The 18,328-nt window shown below is 61.7% G+C and carries 16 protein-coding genes; 15 read left to right on the top strand and 1 reads right to left on the bottom strand.

Going from position 1 to position 18,328, the window contains the following annotated elements:
* The first annotated feature begins 117 nt into the window (after positions 1-117).
* From waaF to NTD89_RS22185, 7 genes are read left to right on the top strand one after another with little or no spacing between them, the layout of a single operon-like run.
* Entirely contained in the window at positions 118-1,152 is a 1,035-nt protein-coding gene (waaF, locus tag NTD89_RS22215; protein ID WP_262209743.1) for a lipopolysaccharide heptosyltransferase II, read from the top strand.
* A 1-nt stretch (position 1,153) separates the two neighbouring features.
* Positions 1,154-2,215: a lipopolysaccharide heptosyltransferase I gene (gene waaC, locus NTD89_RS22210; protein ID WP_262209742.1), complete on the top strand. Its 1,062-nt coding sequence runs from the start codon at positions 1,154-1,156 to the stop codon at positions 2,213-2,215.
* Positions 2,215-3,339, top strand: a complete 1,125-nt coding sequence (locus NTD89_RS22205; protein ID WP_242198883.1) for a glycosyltransferase family 4 protein — start codon at positions 2,215-2,217, stop codon at positions 3,337-3,339. The genes waaC and NTD89_RS22205 overlap by 1 nt, the downstream gene beginning before the upstream one ends.
* Entirely contained in the window at positions 3,336-4,142 is an 807-nt protein-coding gene (gene rfaP / locus NTD89_RS22200; RefSeq protein WP_145160073.1) for a lipopolysaccharide core heptose(I) kinase RfaP, read from the top strand. The genes NTD89_RS22205 and rfaP overlap by 4 nt, the downstream gene beginning before the upstream one ends.
* Positions 4,142-4,876, top strand: coding sequence for a lipopolysaccharide kinase InaA family protein (locus tag NTD89_RS22195; protein ID WP_145160075.1), 735 nt, complete (start codon positions 4,142-4,144; stop codon positions 4,874-4,876). The genes rfaP and NTD89_RS22195 overlap by 1 nt, the downstream gene beginning before the upstream one ends.
* The gene (locus tag NTD89_RS22190) at positions 4,873-5,625 is read left to right on the top strand and encodes a lipopolysaccharide kinase InaA family protein (protein WP_262209741.1); all 753 of its coding nucleotides are present in this window, start codon (positions 4,873-4,875) and stop codon (positions 5,623-5,625) included. Before NTD89_RS22195 ends, NTD89_RS22190 begins: the two co-directional genes overlap by 4 nt.
* A complete protein-coding gene (locus NTD89_RS22185; protein ID WP_262209740.1) occupies positions 5,625-7,076 on the top strand; it encodes a lipopolysaccharide kinase InaA family protein in 1,452 nt (483 codons plus the stop codon). The genes NTD89_RS22190 and NTD89_RS22185 overlap by 1 nt, the downstream gene beginning before the upstream one ends.
* Before the next feature lie 100 nt (positions 7,077-7,176).
* Here NTD89_RS22185 and NTD89_RS22180 read toward each other — a convergent pair whose 3' ends face one another.
* Positions 7,177-9,261: a TonB-dependent receptor family protein gene (locus NTD89_RS22180; protein WP_262209739.1), complete on the bottom strand. Its 2,085-nt coding sequence runs from the start codon at positions 9,259-9,261 to the stop codon at positions 7,177-7,179.
* Positions 9,262-9,440: 179 nt separating this feature from the next.
* On the opposite strand from NTD89_RS22180, the gene NTD89_RS22175 reads away from it, so the two are divergent.
* The 8 genes from NTD89_RS22175 (at position 9,441) to NTD89_RS22140 (ending at position 18,301) form a co-directional block, all read left to right on the top strand.
* Complete coding sequence (locus NTD89_RS22175; RefSeq protein ID WP_242198891.1) at positions 9,441-9,770, top strand: YceK/YidQ family lipoprotein; 330 nt, start codon at positions 9,441-9,443, stop codon at positions 9,768-9,770.
* 376 nt (positions 9,771-10,146) lie between these two features.
* Complete coding sequence (locus tag NTD89_RS22170; RefSeq protein WP_262209737.1) at positions 10,147-11,904, top strand: carbamoyltransferase; 1,758 nt, start codon at positions 10,147-10,149, stop codon at positions 11,902-11,904.
* The gene (locus NTD89_RS22165; protein WP_262209736.1) at positions 11,888-13,018 is read left to right on the top strand and encodes a glycosyltransferase; all 1,131 of its coding nucleotides are present in this window, start codon (positions 11,888-11,890) and stop codon (positions 13,016-13,018) included. The genes NTD89_RS22170 and NTD89_RS22165 overlap by 17 nt, the downstream gene beginning before the upstream one ends.
* Positions 13,018-13,914: an antimicrobial resistance protein Mig-14 gene (locus NTD89_RS22160; RefSeq protein WP_262209735.1), complete on the top strand. Its 897-nt coding sequence runs from the start codon at positions 13,018-13,020 to the stop codon at positions 13,912-13,914. The genes NTD89_RS22165 and NTD89_RS22160 overlap by 1 nt, the downstream gene beginning before the upstream one ends.
* The gene (locus NTD89_RS22155) at positions 13,911-15,326 is read left to right on the top strand and encodes a PIG-L family deacetylase (protein ID WP_262209733.1); all 1,416 of its coding nucleotides are present in this window, start codon (positions 13,911-13,913) and stop codon (positions 15,324-15,326) included. Before NTD89_RS22160 ends, NTD89_RS22155 begins: the two co-directional genes overlap by 4 nt.
* Before the next feature lie 58 nt (positions 15,327-15,384).
* Positions 15,385-16,269, top strand: a complete 885-nt coding sequence (locus NTD89_RS22150) for a DUF6625 family protein (protein WP_242198901.1) — start codon at positions 15,385-15,387, stop codon at positions 16,267-16,269.
* A complete protein-coding gene (locus NTD89_RS22145; RefSeq protein ID WP_242198903.1) occupies positions 16,266-17,420 on the top strand; it encodes a glycosyltransferase family 4 protein in 1,155 nt (384 codons plus the stop codon). Before NTD89_RS22150 ends, NTD89_RS22145 begins: the two co-directional genes overlap by 4 nt.
* Positions 17,417-18,301, top strand: coding sequence for a glycosyltransferase (locus NTD89_RS22140; protein WP_145160097.1), 885 nt, complete (start codon positions 17,417-17,419; stop codon positions 18,299-18,301). The genes NTD89_RS22145 and NTD89_RS22140 overlap by 4 nt, the downstream gene beginning before the upstream one ends.
* Positions 18,302-18,328 lie beyond the last annotated feature (27 nt).

Below are 18,328 nucleotides of genomic sequence, written 5' to 3'. Positions count from 1 at the left end.
CCCCCCCCCCCCCCCCCCCCCCCCCCCCCACACAAAGCGGTTCCGTGGCTACCGCAACCTAGGATAATTGTCGATGCGGGGAGGCATAAGCCTCCCCGCATCGTTTGTGGAAACTACATGAATATTCTGATCGTTGGGCCCAGTTGGGTCGGTGACATGGTGATGGCGCAGACACTGTTCCAGTGCCTCAAACAGCGTCATCCCGACTGCCAAATCGACGTGCTCGCCCCCGAGTGGAGCCGGCCGATCCTCGAGCGTATGCCCCAGGTGCGCAAGGCCTTGAGCTTCCCGCTCGGCCACGGTGCCCTCGAATTGGCGACGCGCCGGCGCATCGGCAAATCCATGGTCGGCCAGTACGACCAGGCGATCCTGTTGCCCAACTCGCTCAAGTCGGCGCTGGTGCCGTATTTCGCCGGCATCCCCAAACGCACCGGCTGGCGCGGCGAGTTTCGCTACGTATTGCTCAACGATGTGCGCACCCTCGACAAAGCACGCTACCCGCTGATGATCGAGCGCTTCATGGCCCTGGCCTACGAGCCTGGTGCCGAGCTGCCGACGCCGTATCCGCGCCCCAGCTTGCAGATCGACCCGGTGACCCGTGACGCGGCCCTGGCCAAGTTCGGCCTGATGCTCGACCGTCCGGTGTTGGCGCTGTGCCCAGGCGCGGAGTTTGGCGAGTCCAAGCGCTGGCCGTCGGAGCATTACGCCAAAGTTGCCGAGATGAAGATTCGCGAAGGCTGGCAGGTGTGGTTGTTCGGCTCGAAAAACGATCACTCGGTGGGCGAGGACATCCGTCAGCGCCTGATCCCTGGGCTGCGTGAAGAAGCGGTGAACCTCAGCGGCGACACGTCACTGGCCGAAGCCATCGACCTGCTGTCCTGCGCCGACTCGGTGGTGTCCAACGACTCCGGGCTGATGCACGTGGCTGCCGCGTTGAACCGCCCACTGGTGGCGGTGTACGGCTCGACCTCGCCTGGCTTCACACCTCCGTTGGCCGACAAGGTCGAAGTGGTGCGCCTGGGCCTGGATTGCAGTCCGTGTTTTGAGCGTACTTGCCGTTTCGGCCACTACAATTGCCTGCGCCAGCTGCTGCCGCAGCCGGTCAGCGACGCGTTGCAGCGGTTGCAAGGCTCCGTGGTCGAGGTCCGTTAGTTTGCGAGTACTGGTAGTCAAGACCTCATCCCTGGGCGACGTGATCCACGCCTTGCCGGCACTGACCGACGCGGCGCGGGCGATCCCCGGCATTCGCTTTGACTGGGTGGTGGAAGAAGGCTTTGCCGAGATCCCCACCTGGCACCCGGCGGTGGACCAGGTGATCCCGGTGGCAATTCGTCGCTGGCGCAAAAACATCTGGCAAACCATCAAGAGCGGCGAGTGGCGACGGTTCAAGCAGCGTGTTCAGTCGACCAAGTATGACTTGGTGATTGACGCCCAAGGCCTGCTGAAAAGCGCCTGGCTGACGCGCTACGTGCGCGCTCCGGTCGCGGGTTTCGACAAGCATTCTGCACGCGAACCCATCGCTGCACGTTTCTACTCGCGCCGTTTGGCCGTGGCCCGTGGGCAGCATGCGGTGGAGCGTTTGCGCCAGCTGTTCGCCGTTGCGCTGGGCTACGACCTGCCCAAAGGGCTGGGCGACTACGGCCTGAGCACTGAAAAGCTGCTCGGCCTGCCGCCGAAAAAACCATTTGTGCTGCTGCTGCACGGCACCACCTGGGACACCAAGCATTGGCCCGAAGCCTATTGGCGCGAGCTGGCCGAGCGCATGGGCCGCCTGGGCGTGGACGTGAAGTTGCCGTGGGGCAATGCCGACGAAAAAGCCCGTGCCGAGCGCTTGGCCCATGGCCTGCAACACGCCGAAGTGCTGCCCAAGCTCAACCTGGCCGGCGTGGCCCGCGTGCTGGCCGGCGCCCGTGCCTGCGTGGCGGTGGACACGGGCCTGGGTCATCTGGCCGCAGCGTTGGACGTGCCGACCATTTCCCTGTTCGGCCCCACCAACCCCGGCCTGACCGGCGCCTATGGCAAGGGCCAGATTCACCTGGCCAGCGACTTCCCGTGCGCGCCGTGCCTGCAAAAACACTGTACCTATCAACCAACGGCCGACGACCTGCGTCGGTTCGACATCAAGCGCGAGTCGCCCCTGTGCTTCACGCGCCTGAACCCTGAGCGTGTGGCAAGCCGACTGAGCACGTTGTTACTGGCTGAGGAGCTGCACTGATGCAACTGGCTTTTGTTCTGTACAAATATTTCCCCTTCGGTGGCCTGCAGCGCGACTTCATGCGTATCGCCCTGGAGTGCCAGCAGCGCGGCCATCAGATTCGTGTCTACACGCTGATCTGGGAAGGCGACATTCCGCCCGGCTTCGAAGTGCTGGTGGCGCCGGTCAAGGCGTTCTTCAACCATCGGCGCAATGAAAAGCTCAGCGCCTGGATGGAAGCCGACCTGGCCAAACGCCCGGTGGACCGTCTGATCGGCTTCAACAAAATGCCCGGTCTGGACGTGTACTACGCCGCCGATGGCTGCTTTGAAGACAAGGCGCAAAACCTGCGCCATTCGCTGTACAAACGCTTTGGCCGTTACCGCCACTTTGCCGAGTACGAGCGCGCGGTGTTCGCCAGGGACGCCAAGACTGAAATCCTGATGATCTCTGAAGTGCAGCAACCGCTGTTCATCAAGCATTACGACACCCCGTTGGAGCGCTTCCACCTGCTGCCGCCGGGCATCGCCCAGGACCGCCGCGCGCCGCCGAATGCCGCCGAGATCCGCGAAGGTTTCCGCCAGGAATTCAACCTCGCCGGCGACGACTTGCTGCTGGTGCAAATCGGTTCCGGCTTCAAGACCAAGGGCGTCGACCGCAGCCTCAAGGCCGTGGCCGCCTTACCGGCGGAACTGAAAAAACGCACGCGTCTGTTTGTAATTGGCCAGGACGACCCCAAAGTATTCCAATTGCAGAGTGCTACGTTGGGGCTGGGCGATAACGTGCAGTTCCTCAAAGGGCGCAGCGATATTCCGCGTTTCCTGCTGGGCGCCGACCTGTTGATCCACCCGGCGTACAACGAAAACACCGGCACCGTGTTGCTCGAAGCCCTGGTGGCCGGGTTGCCGGTGCTGGTCTCGGCGGTGTGTGGTTACGCCCATTACATCAGCGAGGCCGACAGTGGGTTGGTGCTGGACGAGCCGTTCGATCAAACGCAGCTCAACCACTACCTGACACGCATGCTCACCGACACTGCACAGCGCGCGGCCTGGGGCCGTAATGGGTTGGCGTACGCCGAGACGGCCGACCTCTACAGCATGCCGCAGCACGCGGCGGATGTGATTCTGGCGGAGCCAAAACGATGAAGTTGATGCTTGCCGAACCGTTCAAGACCCTCTGGGCCGGGCGTGATGCCTTCGCCGAAGTCGAGCGGCTGGAAGGCGAGGTGTACCGTGAACTTGAAGCCCGGCGCACCTTGCGCACCGAGGTGGATGGGCGTGGCTATTTCGTGAAGATCCACCGTGGCATCGGCTGGGGCGAGATCGTCAAGAATCTGGTCACCGCCAAGCTGCCGGTGCTCGGTGCGGGCCAGGAGTGGCAGGCCATCCAGCGCCTGCAGCAGATCGGCGTGCCGACCATGACCGCCGTGGCGTACGGCGAGCGCGGCAGCAACCCGGCCGACCAGCACTCGTTCATCATCACTGAAGAACTGGCGCCGACTGTCAGCCTGGAAGATTTCAGCATCGACTGGCTCAAGCAGCCGCCCGCGCCGCGCCTCAAGCGCGCGCTGATCGCCGAAGTGGCGCGCATGACCGGCATGATGCATCGCGGTGGGGTCAACCATCGGGATTGCTACATCTGCCACTTCCTGTTGCACACCGATACGCCGGTGACGGCTGATAACTTCAAGTTGTCGGTGATCGACCTGCACCGCGCCCAGACCCGCGACAAAATCAGTCATCGCTGGCGCGACAAAGACCTGGCCGCGTTGTACTTCTCGGCGCTGGACATCGGCCTGACGCGTCGTGACAAGTTGCGCTTCCTCAAAGGCTACTTCCAGCAGCCGTTGCGCCAGATCCTCGCTGAAGAAAATGCCTTGTTGCAGTGGCTGCAAACCAAGGCCGACAAGCTTTATGCACGTAAACAACGCTACGGGGATGCGCTCTGATGGCGGGTTGGAACCTGGAACCTGCTTACGCCGCCCTGGCGGATGATTTCGGCAGCCTCGAAGCGGTATTCGCCCTGCAAGGCGAGCGCCTGACCCGCGACCCGTTGTCGGAAGTGATTCGGGTGGCGCGCGGCGGGATCAATTACTACGTCAAGCGCTACGTCGGCGCCGGCAAGGGCCTGCGCCGCTACTTGGGCAAACCTCGGGTGAAGTCCGAATGGCAGAACCTCAAGCGTTTCGCCAAGTGGGGCATTCCCACCGCCGACGTGGTGGCCTGGGGGCTGGAGCGCAAAGGCCTGGCCTACGCGCGGGGCGCGATGATCACCCGCGAGCTGCCCAAGACTGAAGACCTGTCGATGCTGGCTGATCGCAAAGATCCGCGCTTGAAAGACCCCAAGTGGGTCAGCGTGATCAGTCGCCAGCTCGCCGAATACACGCGCACCATGCATGAGCACCGCTTCACCCATAACGATTTGAAGTGGCGCAACCTGCTGGTCGACGACCAGCAGACCCTGTACCTCATCGATTGCCCCAACGGTGATTTCTGGCGCGGTTTCTGGCTCAAGTACCGAATTACCAAGGACCTGGCCTGCCTGGACAAGGTCGCCAAGTATCACTTGTCGGCCACTCAGCGCCTGCGCTTCTACATGCAATACCGCCAACGCACGCACCTGACGGCGTCAGACAAACAGCGAATTCGCCACGTGGTGAAGTTTTTCGAGGGACGCGAATGAGTGATTTCCTGGCGGCCGAAGACCGCGCTCTGCTGGAGCGCCATGGTCTGGCAACCTTCGACGCCCTGTGGGCCAGGCAACTGGACGCGGTGGACGAGCCCAATACCAGCAAGGGTGGCTGGAGCAGCGTGTTTCGCCTGGAGCTTGAAGGGCAGGGTTACTACCTCAAGCGCCAGAGCAACTACCTGACACGCACGCTGCACAAGCCGTTTGGCGAGCCCACCTTTGCGCGCGAATTTCGCAATATCAGCCGTTATCAGAAACTCGGTATTCCGGCGTTGCAGGCCGCGTTTTTCGGTGAGCGCAAGGTCAGCGGCGAGCATCGCGCGATGTTGCTGACCCGTGCCCTGGACGGTTGGAACGACCTGGATTCGTTGCTGGAACAGTGGCCGCAACTGACTGACGCCCAGCACCGCGCGATTCTGCTGGCCTGCGGTCAGTTGGCCCGTCATCTGCACAGCGTAGGCCAGGTGCATGGCTGTTTTTATCCCAAGCATATTTTTCTGCAGACCCTGGGCGACGGTTACGCCGCGCAGCTGATCGACCTGGAGAAAACCCGCCCGCTGTTGTTCGGCCAACGTGACCGGGTCAAAGACCTGGAGCCGCTGCTGCGCCGCGCGCCGCAGTGGACGGACGCGCAAGTGCGGCAGTTGCTGGCGGCCTACCTGGCAGAGCCTGAAAACAGCGCAAAGGTGGGCGCCTGGTTTGAACGGCTGACGGCGCGTCGCAGCCACAAGGAGAACCGCTGATGCGTTTGTCCGAGCTGAAAAAAGCCGGCCGCACGCCCAGCCTGCCGCTGACCATTGAACTGGCAGATGCCGCCGGCCCAGGGCAGTTGCAATTGCTCAGTCTGCTGCGTGTGTTGCCGGGCGAGCGTTATGTGGGCGCCGGCGTCTGGCGCGGGCGCACGGTGCTGGCCAAGTTATTGGTGGGCAGCAAGGCGGCACGTCATTTTCAGCGCGAGCTCAGCGGCGTACGCCTGCTCGCCGAGCAAGGCCTGACCACGCCGCAGCTGTTGGCCGATGGCTTGCAGGAAGGCGAGGGCGGCTGGCTGCTGTTCGAATTCATTGAGGGCGCCGAGAGCCTCGCCGATGCCTGGCAGGCAGTTGAAGGCTTGCCGCCGCTGGCGGACGAACAAACAGCCGTGCTTGCCGAGGCGCTTGGGGCGATTGCCCACATGCATGCCAAAGGGCTGTGGCAGGAAGACCTGCACCTGGACAACCTGCTGCGCCAGGACGGCAAGCTGTACCTGATTGACGGCGCCGGCATTCGTGTCGAAGCCGCGGGCAAGCCGCTGTCGCGCAACCGGGTACTGGAAAACCTCGGGGTGTTTTTTGCGCAATTGCCGAAAAACCTCGAACCCTTTACCGAAGAATTATTGGTCTATTACCTGCTGAGCAATGGCGAGCATGCCGTGCCGCTGGAAGCGCTCGAAAAACAGGTGCGCAAGGTCAGCGCCTGGCGCTTGAAGGACTTTTTGAACAAGGTTGGCCGCGACTGCACGCTGTTCAGCGTCGTGCGTGGCGCCTTTGCCTTGCGCGCGATTCACCGTGAGGAAGAGGCCGCCATGCTGCCGGTGCTGGAGCAGGCCGATGCATTGCTGGATCAGGGCCACCTGTACAAAACCGGCGGGGCCGCCAGCGTGGGCAAGGTCGAGGTGGCCGGTCGGCCGCTGGTGATCAAGCGCTACAACATCAAGGGATTTGCCCATTGGCTCAAGCGCTTCTGGCGCCCGAGCCGCGCCTGGCATTCGTGGCGCGAAGGCAACCGCCTGGCGTTTCTGGGGATTGCGACGCCCAAGCCGCTGGCGGTGTTGGAGAAGCGGTTTTTGTGGCTGCGCAGCCGGGCATACCTGGTGACTGAATACTTGCCCGGGCCGGACATCATCGAGCGTTTTGCGCCGTACGTTGAGCGCGGTGACGCGCCAGAAAATGAGCTGCTGGCGCTGGATCATCTGTTTGCCGAGCTGATTCGCGAGCGCATCAGTCATGGTGACTTCAAAGGCCATAACCTGTTCTGGCACGCAGACCGCTGGGCGTTGATCGACCTGGACGCCATGTGTCAGCACAGCTCACTCGCCAGCTTCGCGCCAGCGTTTGCCAAGGACCGCGCGCGGTTTATGCGCAACTGGCCCGAGAGCAGCGCGCTGTATCAGCTGATCGATCAGCGTTTGCCCAAAGAGATCGGCGCCGCCAGTTAAAGCGGGCTTTCGGCCCTATCGCGGGCAAGCCCGCTCCCACAGGTGAATGTGGGAGCGGGCTGGCCCGCGATGATGGTCGCCCAGGCGCTGCGCTGGTTGATCAAAACTGATATTCAGCCCCCGCCCCCGCGTACCACGACCTTCCCGGCGCCGCTTCGTAATAGCGGAAGTTGCCGTCCCCGACGATCACCGAACCCACGTACTGGCGATCCAGCAAGTTATCCAGGCGCAGGGTCTGGTGGAAGGTCCAGTGCTCGACCTTCTGCTCGAAGCGCGCACGCCAGTTGAACACGCTGTAGGCGGGTGCGGCGCGTTGCTGGTTGGTGTCTTCCACGTAGACTTTGCTGCGGTACATGCCTTCGAGGGCAGTGTTGACCCAGTCGCGTGGTTTCCAGTTCAGCTCGGCGAAGAGCGTGGTCTGGGGCACGCCGGGCAGGTAGTTGCCTTTGTCGATCGCCGTGCTGGCGCCGCTGACGAAGTCGCTGTCATAGGTGGCGTGCAGGCGGGTGTAGGCGAGGTGGGTGCTCCACTGTTCGGTCAATTGGCTTTCCAGGCTCAGTTCGAAGCCACGGCGTAAGGTGCGACCGGCGTTCTGGTAGGTGGTGCGACCGCCGCTGGATTGCTGTACGACCAGTTCGTCATCGGTGGTGATCTGGAACACCGCAGCATTCACGCGCGTGTCTTGGCCAACCCGGGCCTTGAGCCCCATTTCATACTGCTTGCTGACCGACGGCTTGAGCGCGAAATTGAAGCCGTTTGAGCTGCTGGAATACGCCGACTCCGCCTGGGTCGGGGTTTCAAACCCTTTGCCCGCGCTCACATAGCCATGCAGGTCCGGCGTGAAGGCATACATCACGCTCACTGACGGCGTGTTCTTCTGGTAGGTCTTGTTGCCGCTGTCGTTGCCATCGCTGAGGAAGTGGTCGTCCACGTCCATCTTCATGGTGCTGTGACGCAGGCCGGCTTGCAGGGTCCAGTCGCCCAGCAGCCAGTTGGCCTGCACGAACGGGTCGAGGCTGGTGGCGGTGTCGATTTCATCGCGGCCCAGCGCGCCTTTGACGCCGTGCACGCCGTTGAGGGTGTTGGAGTAGCCTTGGCGATCATCCTGGCTGCGGTCGTAGTCGAGGCCGGTGATCAGGGTCAGGTCGCCAGGGGCGCTGGTGATGGGTTGCAGCCAGTGGACGGAGCCGCCGTAGAACTTGCGGTCGAAGTCCACCACGCCACCGCGCTTGTCTGACGGCGTACCGCCGGGAATCGACAAATATTGAATCACACTCCGCCGCCCGGTATACGCATTCACCTGCAGCGTCGCATCGCCGATATAGCGCTCGTAATTCAGGCCCAATTGCTGATGATCGATGCTTTTTCGCGTGTTGTACTGCAGCGCGGCCGGCGCCACCGAGCGCGGGTCCGCCTTGTACGCGGCCCAGGTCTGGCCCAACGGGTCTTGCGTGCCGTTTTGCTCCAGGCTGCTGTAGATCAGCGCCAGTTTGCTGTCGTCATCGGGCTGGACATTCAGTTTGGCAAAGGTCTGGTCACGACGGGCGCTGCTGTGGTCGCGGTAACCGTCGGTGTCCATGCGCGAGGCGTCGAGTACAAAACCGGCGCCATTTGCCGCGCCTTCGGCCGTCAGGTGGTTCTTGTTCAGGCCGTCGCTGCCCACCAGCGTTTCGGCGCCGATGCGCGGCGGGCCTTCGCCATCGCGCGAGAACATCTGGATCACGCCGCCGGCATTGCTGCCATACAGCGTGGCGGCCGGGCCGCGCAGCACTTCGATGCGTTCGGCGGTGTCGAGGTTGAACGTGGCGGCCTGGCCCTGGCCATCCGGAGTGCTGGCGGGGATGCCGTCGGCGATCAGCTTGATGCCGCGCACGCCAAACGCCGAGCGCGCACCGAAGCCGCGTGAGGAAATCTGCAGGTCCTGCGCGTAGTTCTGACGGTTCTGCACCACCAGGCCAGGCACGCGGGACAGGGCTTCAGAGGCATTGATGCCCAGTTGGCCGTCGCTGATCTGCTCACGGCTGATGCTGTCGACCGAATACGGAAGGTCGAACGTCGGGCTGGCGCTGCGTGAACCGGTCACCACACTGGGGTCGAGGATCAGGGCTGCGTCTTCAGCCTGGGCGGTGTCGCACAAGGTGAACAGGCTTGGCAGCAATAGGGTGAGGCGAGCGAGGGTTTTCATGGGGCAGCCCGAATCCGTGGCGCATAAGACATAAACGCGCAAAAGGCCGCGAGTTTAGTGAAATGCTGAGTTTTTACCATTTCGGATTTTTCGTACGCAATTTGGCGATGCGCTTGGGTGGGGGAGCCGACATTTCGCTGATAGCGTGGCCGGCCGTTGGCGATCACAGGACAATCACAATGAAAATCACGGCTGCAATGGGCATTGCCGCACTGCTGGTGGGCGGTTGTGGGACCGTCAACAGCGTCATCCGCAAAGACGGTGACACCGCGCGTGAGCTGCGGCTTATCAAAACGTACTGCCAGTCCATACCTCGCGTTTACAGTGGCGTGGCCTTTGATTTCTGCGCGCTGCACGCGGCTCCCGATCCGACCGGCGTACTGATACCCTTCGTGCTGCTGGACATTGCAGCGTCCGGCGTTGCCGATACCGTTGTGTTGCCGTACACGATTTATCGCCAGGCAAATGACGGCAACATCAGCGTCTATTGGCGCCCTGGCGGTTCTTGAGCGAGGCTGTGCATGAGCCGGCCATGACAAATGGAGTTGTCTATGAATCGTGGTTTCAACCTTCTATGGGTGCTGACGCTCGCAGTGCTCACCGGCTGCGGCACGATCAATAACGACCCAACCTTTCCCCGCGCGAAAGCAATGCGTTCCCGATCATCGCCATTGAGGCGATTGCCTCCGGTGTGGCGGACACGCTGGTGCTGCCCTACACGATCTACCGCTAGGCGCAGTGACAACCGGTCGCCACATTCCCTAGATCATCACGTGGCGTGTTTACGCTATAATCCCGCCCTTTAGCTGTTTCTCGTCCAGGCGAGAGGCACACTTTTTTCAGGCGCACCCCGCCTGCATGCAGACTAAAAGAGGCTAGACCCCTGTGGCATTGACGATTCTTGGCCTGTCCGGCGCCCTTAGCCATGATCCTTCCGCAGCCTTGTATATCGACGGCAAGCTGATCGCGGCCGCCGAAGAAGAGCGCTTCGTACGCGACAAACATGCAAAGAACCGCATGCCCTACGAGTCGGCGAAGTTCTGCCTGGAACAAGCCGGTATCAAGCCCTCCGACGTTGATGTGGTGGCGATTCCGTTCGCCCCGATCAGCCTGTTCGGTGAGGCGCGCTGGCACTATGCCAAGCGTTACTGGTACGCCCCGGACCGCGCTCTTGACGCGATCCTGATGGGCAACCGTCGCTACAAGCGCTATCGCAACAAGATCGTCTGGTGCCTGGAGCAACTGGGCTTCGACCCGAAGAAAATCAAGATCGAACCGGTTGAGCACCACCTGGCCCACGCCTCCAGCGCTTACCACTGCTCGGGTTTCCAGGAGAAAACCGCGATCCTGGGGATCGACGGCAAGGGCGAGTACGCCACCACCTTTTTCGGCTACGGCGAAAACGGCAAGATCCACAAGATCAAGGAATTCTACGACCCGGACTCCCTCGGCGGCCTGTATGGCGCGATCACCGAGTTCCTCGGTTTCGAGATGCTCGACGGCGAGTTCAAGGTCATGGGCATGGCGCCGTATGGCGATGCCAGCAAGTACGATTTCTCGCGCCTGGCCTCGTTTGAGAACGGCGAGCTGGTGATCAACACCGACTACGCCAACGTCATCGGCCTGCGTCGCTACAAAGAGAAGGGCAAGGGGTTCTACTTCTCGCCAAAACTGATCGAGTGGCTGGGTCCCAAGCGCGAAGGCGATATCGCCGACGAGCCGTACATCCACTACGCGGCCAGCATGCAAGCGCTGTTCGAGAAGCTGGCCCTGCAGATGATCGACCACTACTTGGGCGATATCCTCAAAGACACCGGCAAGCTGGCCTTCGCTGGCGGCTGCGCGCTGAACGTCAAACTGAACCAGAAGATCATTGCCCGCGATGACGTCAAGGAGCTGTTCGTGCAGCCGGCGTCCGGCGATGCCGGCACCGCGGTGGGTGCCGCCGCCTACGTGTCCCACGCCCGTGGCGTACCGGTCGAGAAGATGGATCACGTCTACCTCGGCCCGTCCTACAGCAACGAAGACGTGATCGCCGCGTGCGCCAAGCACGCAAGCAAACCGGTATGGCGCAAGATCGAGAACATGCCCAAGCGCATCGCCAAGATCATGGTCGACGGCAACCCGGTGGCCTGGTTCCAGGGCCGCATGGAGTTTGGCCCGCGCGCGTTGGGCGGTCGTTCGATCATTGGTTGCCCAAGCGCCACCGGCGTGGCGGATCGCATCAACCACCAGATCAAGTTCCGCGAGCGTTGGAGGCCTTTCTGCCCGTCGATGCTCGACACCGTTGCGCCGCAGATGATCAAGGTCGATCACCCGGCGCCGTTCATGACCTTCACCTTTGAAGTGTCGGAAGAATGGAAAACCCGCGTGCCGGAAGTGGTCCATGAAGATGGTACTTCCCGCGCCCAGGTGCTCAAGCGCGAGTACAACCCGCGCTACTACGACATGATGAAAGAGCTGGAAGTACTCACCGGCAACGGCGTGTCGCTGAACACCTCGCTCAACCGTCGTGGCGAAGCAATGATCTGCTCGCCGACCGACGCGCTGAACATGTTCTTCGGCTCGGACCTGCAGTACCTGATCATGGAAGACATCCTGGTCGTCAAAGACGGCGTGGACCCTTATGACTCGGTCGGCTGATCGCCACGTCCTGCAGTTCTGCCACGGCTATGACGGGCCGTTCCTCGATTGCGCGCGGCAGTACGCCAGCCTGTTCGCAGGCTCGGGCTACAAGGTGACCACGGTGTTTCTCACCGGGGTCGCCGACCCCGATGTGGCGGCCGGTTGTGCCTCTGATGAAGTGTTGTTCATGGAATTCAGCTCCAAGGCCATTCGTGGCCTGAAGCTGGGCGCCATCGGTGAGCTGCGCAAGATCGCGGCGTCACGCAATTTCAGTTTCTGCATTGCTCACCGGTTCAAGCCGATCTATATCGCCTTGCTCGGCACGCGCTTGCCGGTGATCGGTGTGCATCATGCGTTTGGTGACTATGGGCGCCGCAGCCGCAAGCTGTTTGCGTCGATTTTCCGCAAGCGTTTGAGCCTGCTGGGTGTGTCCGATGCGGTGCGTGATGACATGCGCCGTTGCTTGCCAGCCTGGCCGGCAGCGCGGATTCAAACGCTGTACAACCGCATCGATGTCGACGCCATGCAGGCCCTGCAGGTTCCGGCCGAAGCGGCGCGCGATGCGCTGGGGCTGTCGCCGGATGAGTGGGTGGTCGGCAACGTTGGCCGCCTGCACCCGGACAAGGACCAGGCCACCTTGCTCAAGGGCTTTGCCCTGGCGCTGCCGCATTTGCCGGCACAAAGTCGTCTGGCCATCCTCGGCACCGGCCGCTTGGAGAAAGACCTCAAGGCCTTGGCCCGTGAGCTTGGGATTGCCGAACAGGTGCTGTTCCTCGGCCAGGTGCCGGATGCGCGCCTTTACTTCCGAGCCTTCGACGCCTTTGCCCTGAGTTCCGATCACGAACCTTTCGGCATGGTACTGCTGGAGGCCATGGCCGCCGGCGTGCCGCTGTTGGCAACAGCGTGCGGTGGCGCCCGGGAAGTGGTCGAAGGCGTGGGGATCCTGTTTCCCTTCGGCGATGCCGAACACTTGGGCCAGGGGCTTCGGCACCTGGCGGCAATGGATCGTCAGCAGCACGCGCAATGCGCCCAGATGATGCTGGAGCGCTTGTACGAGCAGTTCTCGGACCAGGCGGTTCGCGCTGCCTTCTGGCGGCTGCCGCACGTTACTGAACTGACCGCGAGGGCGTGATGCTCAATCGATTCCAAGGCTGGCGCGAGCGTGGCTGGTCCGTCGTTGAAGCGTCCACCTACAGCGACGCCTGGCAGCGTTACGGCGGCAGTGTTGCCACCCATCCGCAGGTGGTTGAGCGTCTTGCCGGGCTGGCCGAGATTCCTGTGCGCTACCTGGCGTGGGAGCAAGGCGGCGAGCTCAAGGCCTGTATTGCGACCTGGGGCCAGGACTTGGCGTTATCCAAGGATGTGCTCAAGCGCAAAGGCAAGAAGGGCTTGTTCGACCTGGGCAATGCCGAGTTGATTCTGCCTGCCGCCGCCGATGCTCAAGCCCCGTTGCGTCATCGCGCGCGCTACCTGTCGGCGCTGAATGAAGGCCGTTTCGCCGGCATCCAGCTGCAGACCGAGCAGTTGGCCATGGCGCGTACCCCGGAAGAACTGTCGAAGAAATTTCGCTATAACCAGCGCCGCGAGTTGCGTCTGCTGGAAGAGGCGGGCGGTGTGGTGCGTGCGGTCCAGACATTCACCAGTGCCGAGCTGGCGGCAATTTACTGTGATTTGTTCCAGCGCCGCTGGGGCTTTCCCGCCACCGGTGCCGAGCGCATGGCGCAGGTGATCGAGCTGCTGCGTGAATGGTTGATCGGTTCGGTGATTTTCCTCAACGATGCGCCGATCGCCATTCAACTGGTTTACCGCGTTGAGGCGCCAGAGTGGGTCAGCGTTGAATACGTCAATGGCGGCGTAGACCCTCAGACGCGTGAGTTCAGCCCCGGTAGCGTGCTGAGTTTCCTCAATACGCAAAGTGCCTGGGAACAGGCGCGGGAAGCCGGCAAGCCGCTGCGATTTTCGTTTGGCCGGGCAGACCGCGAGTACAAAGACCGTTGGTGCAACCCGGTGCCGGTGTTCAAGGTATGAGTGATTCTCCCAGCCGCAAGCAAGCCCTGCTCAAACGCCATCGCCGCAACAAGCGCGTGGCGCTGCTGGTCGGTTTGCTGGTGTTGATCGGCGTCGGCGTGGCGGTGGCCTGGTGGCTGCCGCTGCTGTTGGCAATCCTGGCCTGGGTGGCCCATGAAGCCTGGTTTGCCGACCATCTGTTTTACTCGCCCGGCGATGACTATCAGTACGCCTTTGCGGCCGAGACCGAGCAACCCAAGGTTGTTCTGGATAACGGCCGATTGCTGCTGGAGCAGGCGCTGGAGCTGTCGGGCGACGAGACGCTGATCCTTGCGCTACGGCTCAAAAGCGGCTTGCTGGGGCGCTTTATTGATCCGTTTATCGCCTTGCCACAGGGTGATCGGCAGGTGTTCGAGCGCGGCGTCAACGGCTTGCGCTACTTGAATCTCACCGGCCAGGCGCAAGCGCTGCTCGCTGGGCAACTGCGCCTGAGTGGCCGGTTCTGCCGTGTGCAAGGTACGCCGGTGTTGTCGGTATTCCGCCAGCCCGACGTGCGTCAGCAGCGGGTGATGGTGATTGCACCCCATGCCGATGATGCCGAGCTTGCCGCCTTTGGCCTGTACAGTCAGGCGGCGCAGCCCTGGATCGTGACGTTGACGGCCGGCGAAGTCGAAGCCGAGCATTATCAACAAATGGGCCTGGCCAAGCCCGAGGCTGCGCGCCTCAAGGGCCGATTGCGCGCCTGGGACAGTATCGCCGTGCCGCGTTGGGCGGGTGTGCCACAGGAACATTGCGTGCAGCTGGGGTATTTCTGCCTGCAGCTGGCGGCGATGCGGGCCGAGCCTGATCGCGCCGTGGCGTCCCGAGAGGCCGAGTTGAGCGACATTCGCGTGTTTCGCCAATTCAACCCGTTCCCACTGCCTGCGGATGCCGATGGCCGGCCGACCTGGAATAATCTGCTGGCAGATTTGCGGGCGGTGCTGCTGATGGCGCGTCCTGACGTTATCGTGCTGCCGCATCCGGTGCTCGACCCGCACCCTGACCATGTCTGCGCACAGCAGGCCGTGCTGCAAGCCCTGCAAGGGCTGGAGTGGCAGCCGACCACGCTGCTCGGCTACGCCAATCACCTGCATGACAATGACCGCTGGCCGATGGGCGATTCGGGCAACGGCATCGCGTTGCCACCCTGTTTTGATTCGAGCATCACCTTGCAGCCTTTTTGCGTGCCGGTGTCTGCCGAACAACAGCGTGACAAGGCCATGTCGCTGGGCATGATGCATGACTTGCAGCCCAGGATGCCGTTCAAGCGGCGCGTGCGGCGTGCGATCCAACGGTTGCTGGCTGCAAGGGCCATTTCACCCTGGGGGGAAAATGAGTTTTACCGCAAGGCTGTAAGGCGACATGAACTTTTTTGGTTCATCAAGCACAAGTAAGGTTACGTAACGTGGAGGGGCGCAGCGCGCTCCCGTAAAAAATGACAGTGAGTCCGTTTTGATCAATCAGTGCCCCCGCATCCTCTTCCTCATTCCGTACTTTGGCCGCTGGCCATTCTGGATGCCGTTTTTTCTCGAAAGCTGCCGACACAATGCAGATATTGACTGGCTGTTGTTCAGCGACTGCCCGATACCGAGCAACGTTCCGGACAACGTCAGGATTGAAAGCATTACCTTTGCCGATTACTGCGCGTTGGTTTCACAACGGTTGAACATCCCGTTTGCCCCGCAAGCGGCTTATAAGTTGTGTGACATCAAGCCTGCGCTGGGGCATATCCATGCCGATCGCCTCGAGGGGTATGACTTTTGGGCGTTCGGCGACCTGGACCTTATTTACGGCGACCTGCGCCGCTATTTCACGCCCGACCGACTGGCTGGCTATGATTTGTTCTCGACCCACGAACGACGGGTCGCCGGCCATTTGTGCCTGATGCGCAATACCGCCAGAAAGCGCCAGGTGTTCATGCAGATCAAGGATTGGGAAGCGCGTTTCACCGATCAGGCGCATCATGCGCTGGATGAAGGCGCGTTCAGCAGGATTTTCCTGTGGCGCAAGAATTTTCCGAAACCGTTGTTCGAGTTGGTCGGCAAGCTCAATCCCTGGCGCCGCCGCAGTGAGTTCACCGAGGCGTTCAGTACGCCGGGCGGTGTGATCAAATGGCACGACGGCAGTGATCGCTTCCCGCATCAGTGGTTCTGGAATAACGGTCGCCTCACCAATGACCTGGACGGCGAGCGCGAATTTCCCTATTTCCATTTTGTCTGCTGGAAGCGTAATCAGTGGCCACGGTTACCGGAGCCCGACAGCGAGTACGTCGAGGCGCTGGCGGCTGAACCGTCGTGGGTCGTTGATGCCACAGGTTTCCATCGAGGAGAGTTATGAGTCGGCGTTTCAAGGTCCTGCAATTGCAGCCTGACTACAATGTTAAATCCCATGATTTTGCCGACCTGGCCGAACAGATCGTCAAGGCATTGCCTGCGGATCGCTATGAAGTCACCGCCGCGTTTTTGCGTGGCCGACCCGGGCCTGCGGACCCGGTCAGCCGGGCGGCAACGTCGGTCTACTTCGATTTCTCCGACAAGGCGCTCAAGGGCTTGAGGCTGCGCGCTATGTGGCAGATGTATAAGTTCTGTCGCAAGGAACAGTTTGACGTGGTGGTGTGCAACCGCTTCAAGCCGGTCAACATGATGTTGCAACTCAACCGCTGGTTGAAGATTCCACTGTGTATCGGGATCTCCCACGGCTTTGGCGAGTATGACCGTCTCTACCGCCGTAAACAGGCGCAGCGCTGGATCGACGAGCATTGGCGGTTTGTCGGGGTTTCGCCGGCGGTCAAACAGTACTTGCTGGACTGCCAGTGCGGGTTTACCGACAGCAATACCTACGCGATTACCAACGCCATCGACATCGAGCAGGCCGAAGGCTTGCAGCATTCGCGCGAACGCGCGCGTGAGTTACTGGGCATTGACCCTTCGGTGCGGTTGATCGGCGCCCTGGGGCGTCTGGTTCCGGTCAAGGGTCACACCTATTTGCTGCAGGCGTTTGCAGCGCTCAAGGATAAATACCCTGCGGCGCAACTCGCCATCATTGGCGCGGGGCGTGAGCAGGCCAACCTGGCCGCGCAGATCCAGAGCCTTGGCCTTGATGGGCGGGTGCACTTGCTGGGCTTCAAGGAAAACGCCCTGCAGTACGTGCGCGCTTTCGATATCTGGGCCATGCCCTCGCTGGCTGAAGGCTTGGGCCTGGCGCTGCTGGAAGGCATGAGCGGCCGCCTGCCGGTGATCGCCTCCAGTGTGCCGGCCATGCTGCCACTGATTGAAGGTGCCGGTGGCCTGGCGGTGGAGCCGGCCAACGTGCCCGAATTGACCCAGGCGCTGGACACCTATCTGGCGCTGTCCGATGAGGCGCTCGCGCAAAAGGGCGAGCAGGCTTACCAGTACCTTCAGGCGCAACATGACATTGAGGTGTTCCGCCAGCAATACCTGGAGCTGATCGAGTCCGGGTTGGCCCAAGCACGCAGGAACAGCGTATGAACCAGAGTCAGCCCTTGGTCACGGTGATCATCGCCTCGTACAACCACGGCCCGTACATCGAGGAAAGCATCCTCAGTGTGTTGAACCAGACCTACCCCAACATCGAACTGCTGGTGATCGATGACGGCTCGACAGACGACAGTGTCGAGCGCATCCGCCGCCTGCAGGAGCGCTACACGTTCGACTTTCGCGTCCAGCAGAATCAAGGCCTGACGAATACGCTCAATGGCGCTATTGCACGCTCCCACGGCCCGCTGATCGTGCCGTTCGGCTCCGATGACATCATGAAGCCAGAGCGCATTGCGACTCAGGTGGCTTACATGGACGGCAAGCCGGAAGTGGGTATCTGTGCGGGTAACATCGAGCTGATCGATTCGCGAGGCGAACTGCTTCCCGAGAAGCGCCAGCGCCGCGACGTGCCGTTTCGGCGCCTGGACTTCGACGACATGTTCCTGGAGCGCAAACCCTATCCGCCGGCACCCACGCTGATGATTCGGCGTGAGGCGCTGGAAAAGGTCGGTGGGTTTGACCCCGAGATTCGCCTGGAAGACTTGTTGATCGAATTGAAGATCACCCATGCCGGGTACTTCATCGATGGTCTGAACGTGGTCATGGCCCGCTACCGCAAGCACGCCACCAACTCGTACAAGAACCACCGATTCATGATCGACAATATCCTGCGTTCTTACGCGTTGTTCAGTGACCACCCGCTCTATGACGAGGTGCGTTACAAGTTTCTCAGCTCCATGTTCCTCAAGACCTCCAACCGCAATCGCGCGTTGGCGCGAGAGTTGTTGGCGCAGATCCCGTTTCGGGCCTGGAACAAGAAAACCTGGCGGGGTTTGGCGCGGCTGTATTTTTCGCCGCTGGAAAAAGACTGACACATCCTGTGTGCGCCCCTCGCCGGG

The organism is Pseudomonas sp. 14P_5.3_Bac1 (assembly GCF_025466135.1).
In the GTDB taxonomy this organism is placed as follows: Bacteria; Pseudomonadota; Gammaproteobacteria; order Pseudomonadales; family Pseudomonadaceae; genus Aquipseudomonas.
This window is presented reverse-complemented; position numbering and strand designations above follow the sequence as displayed.